Genomic DNA, 14,317 nt, shown 5'->3' on the forward strand with positions numbered 1-14,317 from the left:
TTGCGTTGAGGACGAACTAATTTGTTTGGAGGGTTGAATTACGCATGATCATCGCCGACCAGGCCGGCGATGAGGGACGACGCCCCGAGAAGTGCTCCCCGGTCATAGATTGCGGGCGCTCGGCCGCGACCATGATTGATCGGTTGAATCCGGCGACGTTGAATCTCATTGGCAACCGCCTTTGCCGTGATCCCACAGCCTTTAGCCAGTAGTAACGGGCAGGTATATTGAGTAGCGAATTCATCGATTGCGGCCCTCCTGAAGCGCAGGGTGCGCGTCCGCGTCGGCTTTCGGATGGACCGCAGCAATCCGGATCTTTGGGCCTCGCGCAGGTAGGCTAGAGGCAAGGCATACTCACGGTGTATGTCTTTGAAGCTAAGAAGGTCGCTGGCGTTTCGACGCAGGACTCTAAGCTCGGCGAGGTCAAATTCTATATCCACGACGCGCGGTTCCTTCCATCCCGCGATCGTCCCGGGCCGATTGAAGGCTCCGGCAATGGCTGTGCCCAGCGTCATCAGATCGCGCGTGCCCTTTGCCGCGAATCTGCGCCAAGTGGTCCTTTCGGCGACGAACGGCGATGACCGAGATACTTCCATTCGGATGCGTTCAACGAACGCGTCGATCTCGTCCCGTGTGGCAAACCACCTGGACCGGGCGTCAGATGGAATTCGATTCATCGCGGCACGTCCAAAGCAGCCCGCTCTGACGATGTCCATTATGGTTCGCGTATCCGCTCGGAACCGGCGTGCGACGTGCAGGAGTGTGATTTTGCCGGCGTTGGCGCGGCGCCAATCAGCCACGTCCGCGTGCCGCAGCCACGCAGCAGATTTCCGATTTAGCTGCTTCCATCCGGGCCATCGTGCAGATTTGGCAATCCGGTAGAGCATGTCGAGGCCGACCTCCATCGCCTCGGCGGCCTTGGTAGCTGACATGTAATGGTCGTCGAAGTCCGGGGGTGTGAAACCGAAGGTTCCCGGGCTAGGGATCACCCCAACCGAGCGCGCATAGCTCCATATCTCGGCGCCGATCAGCGCCGCGTAAGGGCGATCGTGTTCACGCCTCATCCGTTCCTTAAGAAACTCGTTCGCCGGAATATCGAGTAATGGGATCGGTCGCGTGCCTTGCCGAAGATGACGCTTAAGCAAGGCCCGGAACGCAGATGGCCACTGTTCGATAACAGAAAACCCATTGTTGCAGGTTTCGCGATCGTTGCCGGACCAAGTGCGCTTAACTTGATCGTATTGTCCAATTTTCAGAGAGCCGCATAGGCGTGACAGAAGGGCAATATCCGCGACGTCGAGATGGTGCAACGGGGACGGCAGCCGAGGGGTGTGCCCCTCGATTATCTGATACAGAACCGAGTTCAGGCGGGCCTCCTCCGAATCCGGCGCCAGCCCAGGCGCGAGGCTGGAGTTTCGCAAGTCATGCCATCGGGGGCAAAAACGGTAGTCTGGCCGCTTCCTTAAAAGCGGCTCTTCGCACTTCGGGCACCGGTCCGTTAGCGTGGTCCCATGGATATTGCATCGGCGGACGGGCCGGAAATCCCAGGCGGCAAGATGGGGCATGTCCGCAGCGAGGCACATGAGGCAGACAGGTGAGTGATATCGGTGAACCAGCCACCTCGGTATCGATCCGCCGTGAATACGCAAAACCGGCCCATCTCGGATCCAAAGGAGGGGATCGATTGAGGGCTGGCTGAGTCCTATGAACTGAGAAAGGACTCGCCCGACGTCGCCATCGAGCCGAAGTTCTGCGACGTCGAGCCCAATCTGGCTTTGGATTTCGCCGCCTGAGAGGGCGTTGGCTCTGGCCAGCCGATCGAGGTAGCCATATAGGCTTTCTCCCAAAAGGGGAGAGACATGGATGGGTAGCGACCCCATCTCACTTCCCTTGTGGGACTACCCGCCTGTGGCGAACACCCATCACAGCGCTCCCGGGGTGCAATTGGGTGGCTGGCGAGATCGCAGGCGCCGCCCACTTGCCGTTGAGGCGGAGTTCCGCGACGTCGAGTCCCAGGCGGCCACGGATTTCGCTGCCGGTGAGGGCGTAGGCGCTGGCCAGCCGATCAAGATAACCATCGCGGGTTTCGCCAGGGAGCAGGGAAACTATAGGTAACGGGTCCATATTACCTCCCTCGCTTGATCGCGCGCCTATTGCGAACACCGTTCACGTTGATGCCGGAGTGCAGCGGGGCGGCCGGGGAGATCGCCGGCAATACCTCAAGCTCGAACGGATTGTCACGACCTTCGAACGACTTGAGCATCTTCTTCACGGCCTTTTTCAGGTCGTCCAGTTTGATCGTCTCGCGGCGGTGAAGCCTCGCAAAGCTTATGGCGTCCGCAAGGATCGCCGTCAGCTCGCCGATGAGGCCGCGTGAGGCGTGGTGCAGGGTCTTCGGGAGGGCGTCCTTCGTGATGTCGACCTCGGCGAAGGCAATGGGGTGATATCGTTGAAATTGCTTCAACAGGCCGACAAAGTCTGTCTGGTCGCTTTGGCTGCGCCACTCGAAGGCAGGTAGGGCGATCGGAATCGCAAGACGGTGCGCAAGCTGTGGATTCAGTTTCGCGAACTCGTTGAGATCAGCAAGCCCGACCAGAAGAGACCGGCACGGGAGCCCATCCGTCAGGTTCTTGATCATGTCCGAGACGGGATAGTCGCTGGACGTAAATTGTTGCATCTCATCCACAACGAGAAGGGATGTCTCGAGGCCGCCCAGAATAGCTTTGACCCGGTGAAGCAACTCCTGTGCGCTCTCGGACTTTCGCGTGGGTATGCTGAGTTGCAGCAAAATCTCAGCAAGGATGCTCCTTGCCGTCCCGTTCCCGGGCGCCGAGATGAGGAGAACATCAAGGACATTCTTGTCCTCCCCGTTTCGTTTTACTCGGCGAATTTTGCGCCGGGCAGAGGGAAACGCGAACTTGATCAGCTGAGACTTGCCGCTTCCCGTGGGTCCGAACATGAACATCGTGCGTTGCTTCGGGCCGCCGATCATGCCCTGCTCGAAGAGCTGGAGATGACGCTGAACCTTCTTTGCCCTGTTGTAGTGGATGAACAGGTGCCCGGGCATTTGGACGGCAGATGCCGGCCCAGAGCCCGAGATCGCGCGAATCATCGAAGAAGAGTCTGGCGCGAGGATATCGGTCATGTCAGTCCACCACCGTCGCATCGTAATCGTCGGCGCTGGGCAGGTAGGCGATATCCGAGTCACCCGCACCGTCCGGCTCAGAGGGCGAGAACATGTCATCGTCGACGTCGAGATCGAATGCAGACGTCGTCGGTTGAGCGACGCGCTCACCGCCCAAGTCGCGAACGAGCTTGTTTCGCTCCTTCTTAGTCCGCGGCCGATCCTCGAGCATCTCGTCGATCATCGCGTAGTAGTCCTCCTTCCCCTGGAGGTAGGTGAGATCGTTCATGATCTTGACTCCCTGACGTTTCATCTCCTCGCAGATCCGCTTGTGCTGGTAGATCGACATTCCGCGCGGTTCAACGAGGCGGGACACCACTCGGAATTCTTCGTGGGTGATGGGGTGGGTAACCGTTATCTCGCCGACGTTGTCATGACGCATTGTCACGAGAACGTCGCGATGCTCTTCCGGCAGGCGCGCGATCTGGTTGAGCTCGTTCGAATTGAAGCGCAGACCCTTCATGCGGATGCCCAGGCGATCCACGTGCCGGATCTTCGTGTGCGCGAAATGCCGGACGAGGTCTTTGGAGTTGATCTCGGTGATGCGGATCGGCATCTCCTCGACTTCCTGCTGCCAGAGCAGCTCGGGAACGCCGTTGACGCCCGTGTGAAACGACGGCATGTATTCGCTGACGATCCACATGTGGATGAGCCGCCGGAAGTCGCGCAGCGTCATGCAGGCATCCTTTGCCGGATCGAAGTCGCCTTTCTCGACGACGTTGCTGAACGTTCTCCCTGGGAGAAAGGCCAGAGCGTTGCGCATGAGGGTGCCGAGAAACCGTTCGATGGTGCCCTTGAATTGCGGGCACTTAACAGGAGCGTAGCGCACGTCCATATTGAGCGCGGCCGCAACGTGGCGTAGGGTCTCGCCATGGTTCTCCATTGCGTTGTCGAGCACGAGCACAGTGGGCTTTCCGTAGACGCGCCACGGCAGCTTAATGCCCGGGAATTCCTTGTTCATGTAGTGCTTCGGCTCAAGCATATTCTGGATGCACTGCAGAAGCGTATATTCTCCCGGCGGCTCGAAGCCGATGTAGATGCCGACGAGCGCGCGCGTGCGCTTGTCGATCGCGGCACAGATCGTGGGACGACCGAGATAGACTCTGTTCTCGTCGTCGAAGATCATGATGTCGGCCTGGGTGTGATCCAGTTCGACGACTTCGAGTCTATAGCGGGCGATTTCGCCGGGCTTGACCTCGCGGAACATCCGCTCGGCATGCCGCTTACCGTAACGCCCTTCGGCAACGGCATAGGGGCACAGGGCCTTGATACGGCGCTTGACGAGATTAGTTGAGGGCACGGCCCAGCCCGCGGCGCCGGGCTCCTGCTGGATGGCCATCCGAATGGTGTGCTGAACACGACGGATCACCGCCGCCATGCTTGGACGGCTCGGATCCATGAAGCGGCGAATTTCCCTTCCGATGCGCGCCTCGAGCGAGGGGCTGAGCTGGAGGGGAGCGCGGCCCCGGCCGTTATAGCCGGGAATGAGCGCTCGGACGTCTCGGCCGCGGCGGTTGTATCGGTTCAGCCAGCGGCGAACGGTCGTCCAGCTCGGGATCTTCTCGATGCCGGTCTTCGCCCGTTGCTCAGCGACGCGGCGGATGACGGGACGCCAGCTCCGATTGGCTTGCCGAGGGGCGCCGGCGCCGATGATTGCCGTCACATAGTCCAGACGGCGATCGGTCTCGCTGATGTAGGATTTGGGTTGATTCCGGATGCTGCGGCTCATGTTACGCTTGAGCCATGCTGGATCGGTCGGGTGGTATTTCGGAAGAGTTGTCAGCCGGTGCTCGAGAAAAGCTCTCTCGACCTCGGCATCGGAGAGCTGCAGGATTGCCCTCGTGCTGTCCGATTGGAAGAGGTGCTTGCCGATCTTAGTCGTCTCGATGAAGACGTAGACGTGCCCGTTGTCAGTGATTTCGGTGCCTTCGTCGAGCGCAATCACGCAGGTGCGTTTCATAGCGATGTCCTGTCACTGTTGTGGGAGGGTGATGGAGTGACGTCAATGTTGGTGCCGTCGATTTCGACCGTGGTCGCGAGATTGATTCTCGGTCGGGTGTTGATCTGGAGACGAGCTCGTCGCCCGAGTTGGAGCCAGACCGGCATCCGCGTGGTCAAGTCGGAAGCCAAGAAGGTGGTGGGGCGCCCGGAAGGCGTGCGGCGGATTATCGCTGTGCTTGCTTTCATGATGCGCATCCTCACTCCACTTTGCGGGTGAAGCGGATGATGCTGGTGTCGTCGATCGGTTGATTTAGGTCGGTCGTCAGGTGCCGCTTGATCATGAGCGTTAGAATTGTGTCGCGGACCAGGAGGCTATCCATCGCGAGATCTCGCAAAGCGCCCATGGTCTGCGGACCGCCCTCGAGCAGCGCCGCATCAATCAGCTCTTTGATGGCGCCGTCCACAGCATTAGATCGGTAAGCTTGCAGCCGATGGACGGTGCTGTGCCGGGGTTCTTGTTGGAGGTAGGTATCCGAGAAAAGCTTGAAGCCAAGGCCCATGGCGCTGGCGGCTTTGGAAATGGCATCCCACTTCTCAGCGTTGTCGGGATCGCGAATGTCGCGCTCGGGCTTGATCTCGGCGAGGAAGGCCGGCTTCCCATCGAGCTTTACCAGGCAGTCGGCGGTGTAGCGGTGATCGACATCGCCAAGCTTGTAGGTGATGGTCTCGGGCTGCGTGCGAAGGTCCGTGCAGTCAGGGTGAAGGCCGAACAGGAGAACGAAGATTCGTTCGAGCGACGAGTGATAGACCTGACTCGTGTTCGTAACTTGGCACTGGACGTGTCCGATGCCGCGTTCGCTGCGGTTGATATTCACTGGCCGTGCGAAGTCGGACTTCGGTGAGGCCTTTCGCCGGCGGGCGGGCTTTGGTAAATTGGATTTCGCGGTGGCTTTTGTCATTTCGATCCTTGCTCCTTCGTCCGATGTGCAAGAGATTCACTCGATGAACGGCCGTCGGGAGTCACGGCGGTGGAAAATCTGTGCCGGCGATCCAAGATCTGCAGGAGAGTCAAGCGCTTGGCGCGACTCAAAAAAATCGAGTCAGGTTCGATTTCGGTTGGCAAGTGACCGCGGAATCGTCAGCACGAGCCGTGAAGACTTGGGCGGAATCCAAAGCCCATCGAGGTAGTCTTTGATACGTTGGAGGTCGACCGCGCGAACATCTTCGGCGGTGATCTCAGGGCCAAGTCGGTAGAGAGTGTTTCGCGTCTGGGCTTGTTGGTTCGTTTGATCTAGCCACTGAAGTGGCGTCGATATGAACCGATGGCCGTTCGGGATATGGCGGTGCCCGGTAGAGATGCCACTGAGGTGAAAAACCCGCTCGTCGCTCAGGCCTCGCCAAAGCACCTCAACAACGAACCAATCGTTAGCTAGCGCTGTGGCCATGCCCTATGCCTCCTGAAACACCCAGACGACGTTATCGCTGAGGGAAAGACGAATGGCGGGGTCAAGGGGCCATCTGGCGAGGCTCGACGCTATGAGAGCGGAGTCAGGCGCCAGCGAGGTGGGATCCCTGGAGGCCAAGCGGAAGATGATGAGGTCATCGAGCGAAGGCGCGATCGCGAGCTCGGCGAAACCGATTGCGCGCAATTGATCGACATGCTGCAGCAAACGGCCGGCGACCTGGATTGCCGAAGGTGGCAGAAAGACGCGATCAGTAACCTGTTCGAACGCAAAGTCGAGATGTCGAAAGTGAGTGTTTCGGTGATTGAAACAAAGCGGAATGAAGGTATCTCGAACCTCCCGCAATTGCGCGGCTTCGCCGCACATGAAGCAAGCGTGGATGGACTGGCGGCGAGCCGCATCTACAAGATCGAAGTATTTCTTGATGCGGGGTTGGCTGTCGATCAGGCGCGCGTCTGCAGAGCCGACGGGAGCATCCGTGAGGAATGAAGTATAGAAGGCGAGTTCACCGAGCTTCTCCTTGATTTGAATAAGGCGAAGTGCCCGCTTTTCCATTTCCGAGAGCAACCGCTCGATATCTGTGCAAAGGCGTTCGATGATGGGCAGCCAGCCTGGCATGACGTCGCTGTCGAGCGTATGTCCGCTCATGAAGATGTGCTTCTGGCGCAACAACTCGACCCGGGCCCGATATGCGGCAGGTGTCATCATCGATCTCCATGAAGAAATCGCTATGTGTGTTGTGTTCAGCGAGGTCGCCAATGCCTCACTGGCGGCTCGATGACAAATGAAATAGACACAATGGAAAATAAAATGGACAACAAAAATTCAGTAAATTGATAATTGTCTCTTTGTTAACGCCACATCGCCCTTACCCGATCTTTCAGATCAACGACTTGCGTCTGCGAGATCGCCTGAATCACCTCGTCGAGGGATCGGCGCGGTGGCCAGTATTCCTGCTGGAAGTGGTCAAGGATTGACGAGGGAATGAACCGGGTCCGCGATGCCGTCACATGGCGATCGCCGAGCCGATGCTGATTGTGGGTGTAGAACCGCCGCGGCTGGACAAGGTGTAGGCTGGTCTTGGCACGGGTCATGGCGACGTAGAGAAGGCGGCGCTCCTCCTCGATGTCATCTTGCTCTCCCGTGCCAAGGTCGGATGGGATACAGCCGTCGACGACAGCGAGGACGAACACCGAACGCCACTCTTGGCCTTTTGCAGAATGGATCGTCGACAAAATGAGATAGTCATCGTCCTTCGAGGGAACGCCGGCTTCGTCGCTCATGGCGTCGGGCGGATCTAGCGTCAGATCAGTGAGAAATTGCTCGCGGGAACTATATCCACTGGCGATTTGAACCAATTGCTGGAGGTCAGCTTCGCGCACATGTGCGTCTTCGTATTGCTCTTGTAGGAGCGGAGCATACCATCGGGCGACGGCTTCGAGTTCGACCGGCCAACCGGAAATCTGGGTGCGAAGTGATGAATAGGTGGCGTGAAACTCTTGCCATAGCTGCGACGCTGCGGCCGGCATCTTGAAACGGGCAAGAACGTAGGCGGGATCGTCCGTTTGCGACAGCTTGTCAACGAGCTTCCTGGCGGTCGCGGGGCCGATACCTGGAAACAACAAAAGGACACGGAACGCCGCGACCGTATCTCTGTGGTTCGTGGCCCAACGCAGGATCGCCAGGACGTCCTTCACATGGCTTGCTTCGAGGAACTTTAAACCACCGAATTTGACAAAAGGGATATTCCTCCGGGTCAACTCCAGTTCGAGCCGATCGCTGTGGTCTCCGGCACGAAAGAGGACGGCCTGGTCTTTGAGGGCTTGCCCGTTTTCACGATTTGCCAGAACACGCTCGACCACAAATTCCGCTTGGGCTGTTTCATCGTCCACGATAACGACGGATGGTTTGTCGCCACCTGTCTTAGCGGACCATAGGTTCTTGGTGAAGCGCTCACGTGCGAGACCAATCACGGCATTGCTGGCGTCGAGGATTGGGCGCGTCGAACGGTAATTCTGCTCGAGCAGAGCCACGCGAGCTTCATTGGCGAATTGGCGGGGAAAGTCCAAGATGTTCCGAACGGTCGCTGCACGGAAGGAATAGATCGACTGCGCATCGTCGCCGACAACCGTGAGGTTCTTGCCCGATGGCCGCAACCCATGGAGGATCGTCGCCTGTAGGCTGTTGGTGTCTTGATACTCGTCGACGAGAATATTGTCGAACTTGCCAGATACTGCCTGCGCGATTTCGGGGACGATCATCGCCTGAGCCCAATAGAGCAGCAAATCGTCGTAGTCCAGGATTGCCTGAGCGTGCTTGGCGTCCACGTATGCCGCAAAGAGCGCTCTCAGCTCCTCTTGCCAGTGACGGAACTTGGGATAGTCATCGCGCAAGATCTCGTCGATTGATCCTTGGGTGTTCACGACACGGGAGTAGACCGACAGACACGTAGCCTTCATCGGGAATCTGGATTCCTTGCCGGAGAATCCGAGATCGTTCCGGAGTAGGTTCATGAGGTCTGCGGCGTCGCCGCGGTCGGCAATGGAAAAGCGCGGTTCAAGTCCGAGCTGAACGGCAAACTCGCGCAGTAATCGGGCGCCGATAGCGTGAAACGTGCCGGCCCACGGAAGCCGTAAGGAGCAATTGGTCGCCTTAGCCACGATCGCTTCGGCACGACGGCTCATTTCCTGGGCGGCGCGACGAGAGAAGGTGAGGAGGAGCATCCGGTTTGGATCGGCGCCCTTCACGACGCGATGGGCCACCCGGTGGGCAAGGGTATTAGTCTTGCCGGACCCGGCGCCGGCGAGGACGAGGAGAGGGCGATCGTCGCCGTCGTCACCATGTTCAACAGCTTCGCGCTGCTCCGCATTGAGCGCTTCGAGATAAGGTTTTGAGTCGTCTGCGCTCATTGCTGCCGCCTAAGGATTAGTTAGACAGGCAGTCTATGTTCTAATTATGTTCCAGGCCAATACGAAACACACGTAAGAAATAAGCAAAATATATCAATTACTTGCTGGCGCGAACAGCCCGATCACAGCCATCCCCTAGCCTTCTCGCGTCGATCGCCCACTGCCTGGATGATACGCATTTGGTCGCCGAGGATCTGAAGAGCCGTCAGCCGGCCGCTTTCATACGCCCTGGTGTCGAGGTTGATCCGATTGGGTAGCAATTCCGGTTCATCTTTTGGCGTATGGCCATGCACCACAATAACGCCATCCTCGAAAGGACCATGATGGGTGAGGAAGGGACCCCGGATCCACAGCGGGTCGAGATCCTCGGCCCTCATGCCATATGGCACGCGGCGCCAATCCCTGTTCAGGGTGGCCAGACCAATCAACGGATGGATGCCGGCGTGAACGAAGAGGTATTGGCCCGATCGAAAATGGTTCGAAAGCGCCGAGAGGCGATCAATTAACGATGAGCCGAGCGCATCTATCACTTCTCGCTGGAAGCGCGCGGGTTCTGCCAATGCCTCGCGCATCTGCCAGCCGAGCTCAACCGCGAATTCCTTGCCACCATTCTTAAACCAAAGCTGAAGGGGCACTTGCAAGTTCGTGGTTTCACTGAGAAACCAGAGAAACATCTGCTCATGGTTTCCTGGCAATCGGACAAGCTCCAGCCTGTCGTGCTGTGCAGCATCGAAGACGGTGTTCAGCGCTGCCAGGTTTCGCGGGCCACGATCGATATAGTCCCCCAACAGCACGACCAGACTGCTCGCTAGGTTATCGACCTCTATTCGGTTGCGGATGGCATCCAGCAACGCGGTCAAGAGGTCATTGCGTCCGTGAACGTCACCAATCGCGAATAGAGGGCGATCCGCGGTCGCCGGTGCCGGTTGCCATGGCCAATGTTCGATATCGATAAACATTCGCCGAGACTGGAGAGGGGAGATCCAAGTTTCAAACCGGAATTAGCGGCAGGCGGGGTCGAGGCCGCAGAAATACTCGGGGTGGTGTGACAGCTTGCCTTCGAGAAGTTATCAAGCGAGCGCGCTGTCTGTCTTCGGTCCCCGAGCCACGATTGTAAGGCTTCCGTCTGGTAGCGGGCGCTGCAGCTTCAGAGCGTCGTCTGCGGGGGCGATCATCCACGTTTCGATTTCTTCTCGCGTCCGCAGGATGACAGGCATTGCCTTCGGATGAATCGCTTCAACCTCCGCATTTGGATTTGTCGTCAGGAACCCATAAAGGTCTGTCGTCACTAACCCTTCTCGAATTTTGCGCACTGACGTCCAGTTCGCCCAAATGCCGGCGAAGAATGCCAGTGGCCGGCTTTCGTCGATCGCAAACCAAACCGGCTGTCGACCACCACCGGGGGCATCTTCATTCTCGGAGAAGCTGGTGAATGGCACGACACAACGATTCTCCGGCCCAAGCCAGCGCTTCCAGTGTTGACTTTTCGTATTGCGGATGTTGGTCGTTCCGCTGTCGGGCTCCATCTTAAGAAGCTCGTTGAAGTCGAACTCCTTTCCCTTGGCCCGGAGTTTATCGGCTCGCTTTTGTGTCGCCTCAAGTTGAGCCTTTTGTGACGAGGGCATTCCCCACCTAGCCAGGCATAGCTCGCGGCCTTTAGCGGTGTTGCGCACGATTGGCGCGGCATAATCGGGAAACACACCAGGCATTGGCGGCAAATTCCCCGTGCTGTCGATCATGGCGTCGACAGCTTCCATGATCGCCTTTTGACCCTTTGTGACCGAATAGAGGTTACACATCTCACCTTGCCTTGGCTGGTCGACCTGGGAATTTCTCATAAGGTATAAAACGTGTTGGGGTCTGGGCAACCTCAAATCAAACTACGGAATGAATTGTGCCGAAGTTGGGTTTGAGGTGTGCCTGGAGGCGTTCCAATGCCTGAGGATATGACTGGGCGACTGCTCGCGCGGGCTCGCGCCGCTGTTGTCAAGGATCCGGAGATCGTGGGTGGTGAACCTGTCCTGAAAGGCACGCGCATGCCAGTCTTCATGGTAGCCGATATGAGAAGCGCAGGTATGGCGCTGGACTGCATACTGGCGGAATACCCGTCGTTGACCGCAGAACTGGTTGAATTTGCCGTCGTCTATGCAGCAAAACACCAGCGTCCTGAACTCACTGGGCCTAGTTGGCGCAACCAACCGCCGCTGCGCACGTCGATTGTTTCTCGCCGGCCTAGGCAGTAGGCCGAAGCGGGTCATTCCGCGATGCGGCCACGCTCCTCAAGTGCGATTATTGTTCGAGAGAACGTCCTCGAAGCTATCGATCTTGAAGCTTTCACTTCCGATCCGTGCTTGGATCTCCAGCTCCCCGCCAAGTGGCCGAAGATAATTTCGTAGCTCTCGAATATAGATGTCCGCCAAGCGCTCGATCCTCTCGTTCGCAACAGGTTCGACGTTCAAGATGTTGGCAAGGGTATCCCGGGCTATCTGAAATGCTGCAAGGAGTTGAATGCGGCTCGTCCGTTTTTCACGGGCGGTCGCTGCCTTCTGAATGCGGCGATATGTTTCTGGCTCGATAGCGACGGTGAGAATCTGCCCCTTGTCGACAATGGCGATGAACTTGTGTTTGCGCAGGTCGCGAGCAAACTCGCTCCACTTCCGACGAAGGTCTGTGGCCGTCCACGTTGGCAGTTCTTCAGGTGTGCGCAGCTTTCCGAGCATCTAATCCCGTGCGTGCAAAGTTAGGCTGATCTAAGCCTGTCACAAGGACCGAACAGCGCTAGCCACGAATTGCGTAATTATGACTTTGTATCGGCTTCCGGTCAGGCTCGCTGTCAGTCTGTCAGGACTGACGAACGCTCGGTGAGAGTGCCATATCCAGCATTTCGTGCACGAGCTGCTGCGCGCCATGTTCCTTCCATGCCTGCGGCAGTGACAAAGAGGTGAGGTGCCCGGGCTCTTCAGCCTCATTCGACGATCCTTCTAAGGCAAAGACATTTCGGCGAATGACAGATAGTCCTAGGTAGTTCTCAGTGGCCGGTTTACCGCATGTCCTGACGCCACGCACCGGGGCTCGCAGAAAAGCACGCTTTGTAAGAGCGGCCGAAATGCGATGGAGTTTTGAAGCCTGCGGCCAGAGCGACCTCTTGGATCGAAAGATCGGAGTTCGCCAGCAGGTGGCGGGCATATTCGAGTCTGAACTGACGATACAGCTGCATTGGGGACTTGCCTGTATGCTGGCGAAAGAGCCGCTCCAATGTGCGAGCGGTATTCAGTCCGGCGGCCTCGCACAGTTCCTCAAGACCAAGAGGCTTTTCGAGGTGCCGCTTCATACTATGAATTGCCCGACGAATTGCCGGATGTGAGACAGGGGCCCCCGGCCATTGAACCCCCTCACCACGGCTCAAGTCAGACCATGGGTAGTTGAGTGCATGGGCGAGCTCCTTTGCTGCGTTCCTTCCAAACTGCGCGCCTATCAATTCGAGCCACAGCATAATCGTTGCTTCAAACCCTAGGCAGCTTCCGACCCGAGACGAACGAATCCATGTCCGGTCTTGGAATCGAACTTCTGGATGTGCATCTTGCCACTGATCGATAAGGCGCCAGTCCATCGCCGTGGTAACGCCGTCCAGAAGATTTGCCTCCGCCATCGCGACGACGCCAAGGCCTATTCCATAGGTTCGCGTGAACGGCTTTACCATCGATCGGACCCACCGAGCCGCGGCTGAAATGGCGCGCGGTGATGTTGATCGACTCCCGAGGATGATTATGTTCCCCGCTGCACATTTGTCAGCGATGGACTTGTGCGGTGAGATGGACGACCCGTCTCCCGCAATCACCGGCTCGCGCGTGAGCCCGATCGTCCAAAACCTTATCCTCGGCACTCCCTCCAGTTTGCGAGTGGCCGCAAGAATATCGGTCGTGGCCGCGAGATCAAATAACTCGAAGCCGGGGAGCAGGAGGATCGCGACTTCGATGGCGCCGTCGAGATAGTCGATCGCAAGGGGCATGTCAGGCGTCTGCGCCCCTTGAGTGGAAATACGTTCGGGTCCCATGATTCGCGCGATTAGACTCCGTTTCGAGACGTCAATGCCGTGCTGGACGCTCGGAAGAATTCGTTCTGAACCTTCCTGCGCCTTGGTTCAGAGGTGACGCGGCGCCTCACCCCAAGCCGAGGAGGGAGAGTGCTTGATCGAAACCCGACTTGGGATCGGTAACGTCAAACTGAACAGCCTTCATTCCGAACTCATCGGCGCCCCGAACATTCTTGGGCTGATCGTCTACAAACACGCAATCCGAGGGTTCCACTGCCAGTGCCGTCGTGACGAAGCCATAGGCTTGCGGATCCGGTTTGAGAATTTTCGTATAAGTGGCATCGATCACTGCTTCGAATGAAGACATGAAAGGCAATGAAGCGCGATAACCATCGCCATAGAAGAGATCTAATTCATTGGATAGGACGGCCAATCGGACACCGGCAGATTTTGCTTTGCCGATCGTATCGATCGCTTCAGGCCGAATGCTCGACATCGGATCATCGCCCACGACACGCTGCAGATATTGGGGGAGAGACGTCCATTCTTCACCGATGAGCGCGCCAATCTCTCGGGTGCGGATGATCCAATACTGGCGTTCGGTGATATCGCCGGCCTGCATCGCGCGCCAGAGAACATCGGTTGAGGGATCAAAAGGACCTCGCCACGTCAGTGTTCCCGTCGGCAAACCAAGTGTCTCTTCAGTTGTGCGGTGTGTTTCGAACTCAGTAAGGGAGATAACACCACCGAAATCGAGCACGAGTGCCTTTTGCTGCCCTGGCATAAG

Annotated in this window: 14 protein-coding genes and 1 pseudogene; 2 read left to right on the plus strand and 13 right to left on the minus strand. The window is 57.8% G+C overall.

All coding sequences use genetic code 11. From position 1 onward, the window contains the following. Window positions 1-38 precede the first annotated feature (38 nt). The 4 genes and pseudogenes from AC1DWZ_RS01995 to AC1DWZ_RS02010 form a co-directional block, all read right to left on the minus strand. Window positions 39-1,310: a hypothetical protein gene (locus AC1DWZ_RS01995; protein WP_477167749.1), complete on the minus strand. Its 1,272-nt coding sequence runs from the start codon at window positions 1,308-1,310 to the stop codon at window positions 39-41. Between the two features lie 201 nt (window positions 1,311-1,511). Then, window positions 1,512-1,880: pseudogene (locus tag AC1DWZ_RS02000) on the minus strand (TniQ family protein); the annotation flags it as partial. A gap of 245 nt (window positions 1,881-2,125) precedes the next feature. Further along, window positions 2,126-3,145 carry a TniB family NTP-binding protein gene (locus tag AC1DWZ_RS02005; RefSeq protein WP_477167186.1) on the minus strand — a complete coding sequence of 340 codons (1,020 nt, stop codon included), beginning with the start codon at window positions 3,143-3,145 and terminating at the stop codon, window positions 2,126-2,128. Window position 3,146: 1 nt separating this feature from the next. Then, window positions 3,147-5,144, minus strand: a complete 1,998-nt coding sequence (locus AC1DWZ_RS02010; RefSeq protein WP_477167187.1) for a transposase family protein — start codon at window positions 5,142-5,144, stop codon at window positions 3,147-3,149. A 45-nt stretch (window positions 5,145-5,189) separates the two neighbouring features. Here AC1DWZ_RS02010 and AC1DWZ_RS02015 point away from each other — a divergent pair, with 45 nt between their 5' ends. Beyond that, on the plus strand, window positions 5,190-5,402 hold the full coding sequence (locus tag AC1DWZ_RS02015) for a hypothetical protein (protein ID WP_477167188.1): 213 nt from the start codon (window positions 5,190-5,192) through the stop codon (window positions 5,400-5,402). Here AC1DWZ_RS02015 and AC1DWZ_RS02020 read toward each other — a convergent pair. From AC1DWZ_RS02020 to AC1DWZ_RS02045, 6 genes are all read right to left on the minus strand, one after another. After that, on the minus strand, window positions 5,383-6,084 hold the full coding sequence (locus AC1DWZ_RS02020) for a Tn7 transposase TnsA N-terminal domain-containing protein (protein ID WP_477167189.1): 702 nt from the start codon (window positions 6,082-6,084) through the stop codon (window positions 5,383-5,385). The genes AC1DWZ_RS02015 and AC1DWZ_RS02020 overlap by 20 nt on opposite strands. Before the next feature lie 141 nt (window positions 6,085-6,225). Further along, window positions 6,226-6,570, minus strand: a complete 345-nt coding sequence (locus AC1DWZ_RS02025) for a hypothetical protein (protein WP_477167190.1) — start codon at window positions 6,568-6,570, stop codon at window positions 6,226-6,228. 3 nt (window positions 6,571-6,573) lie between these two features. Then, the gene (locus AC1DWZ_RS02030) at window positions 6,574-7,296 is read right to left on the minus strand and encodes a hypothetical protein (protein WP_477167191.1); all 723 of its coding nucleotides are present in this window, start codon (window positions 7,294-7,296) and stop codon (window positions 6,574-6,576) included. 143 nt (window positions 7,297-7,439) lie between these two features. After that, entirely contained in the window at window positions 7,440-9,497 is a 2,058-nt protein-coding gene (locus tag AC1DWZ_RS02035; RefSeq protein ID WP_477167192.1) for an ATP-dependent helicase, read from the minus strand. A 122-nt stretch (window positions 9,498-9,619) separates the two neighbouring features. After that, window positions 9,620-10,456: a metallophosphoesterase gene (locus AC1DWZ_RS02040; protein WP_477167193.1), complete on the minus strand. Its 837-nt coding sequence runs from the start codon at window positions 10,454-10,456 to the stop codon at window positions 9,620-9,622. Window positions 10,457-10,567: 111 nt separating this feature from the next. Continuing rightward, a complete protein-coding gene (locus AC1DWZ_RS02045; protein ID WP_477167194.1) occupies window positions 10,568-11,335 on the minus strand; it encodes an SOS response-associated peptidase in 768 nt (255 codons plus the stop codon). Between the two features lie 96 nt (window positions 11,336-11,431). Between AC1DWZ_RS02045 and AC1DWZ_RS02050 the strand changes: the two genes are divergently transcribed. Then, window positions 11,432-11,740: a DUF433 domain-containing protein gene (locus AC1DWZ_RS02050; RefSeq protein WP_477167195.1), complete on the plus strand. Its 309-nt coding sequence runs from the start codon at window positions 11,432-11,434 to the stop codon at window positions 11,738-11,740. A gap of 36 nt (window positions 11,741-11,776) precedes the next feature. On the opposite strand, the gene AC1DWZ_RS02055 is transcribed toward AC1DWZ_RS02050, so the two are convergent. From AC1DWZ_RS02055 to AC1DWZ_RS02065, 3 genes are all read right to left on the minus strand, one after another. Beyond that, window positions 11,777-12,217, minus strand: a complete 441-nt coding sequence (locus AC1DWZ_RS02055; protein ID WP_477167196.1) for a hypothetical protein — start codon at window positions 12,215-12,217, stop codon at window positions 11,777-11,779. Between the two features lie 320 nt (window positions 12,218-12,537). Continuing rightward, window positions 12,538-13,506, minus strand: coding sequence for a GlxA family transcriptional regulator (locus tag AC1DWZ_RS02060; RefSeq protein WP_477167197.1), 969 nt, complete (start codon window positions 13,504-13,506; stop codon window positions 12,538-12,540). A gap of 151 nt (window positions 13,507-13,657) precedes the next feature. Continuing rightward, entirely contained in the window at window positions 13,658-14,314 is a 657-nt protein-coding gene (locus AC1DWZ_RS02065; protein WP_477167198.1) for an HAD-IA family hydrolase, read from the minus strand. Between the last annotated feature and the right edge of the window lie 3 nt (window positions 14,315-14,317).

The sequence above is a fragment of the Dongia sp. P2_B8 genome (genome assembly GCF_056404715.1).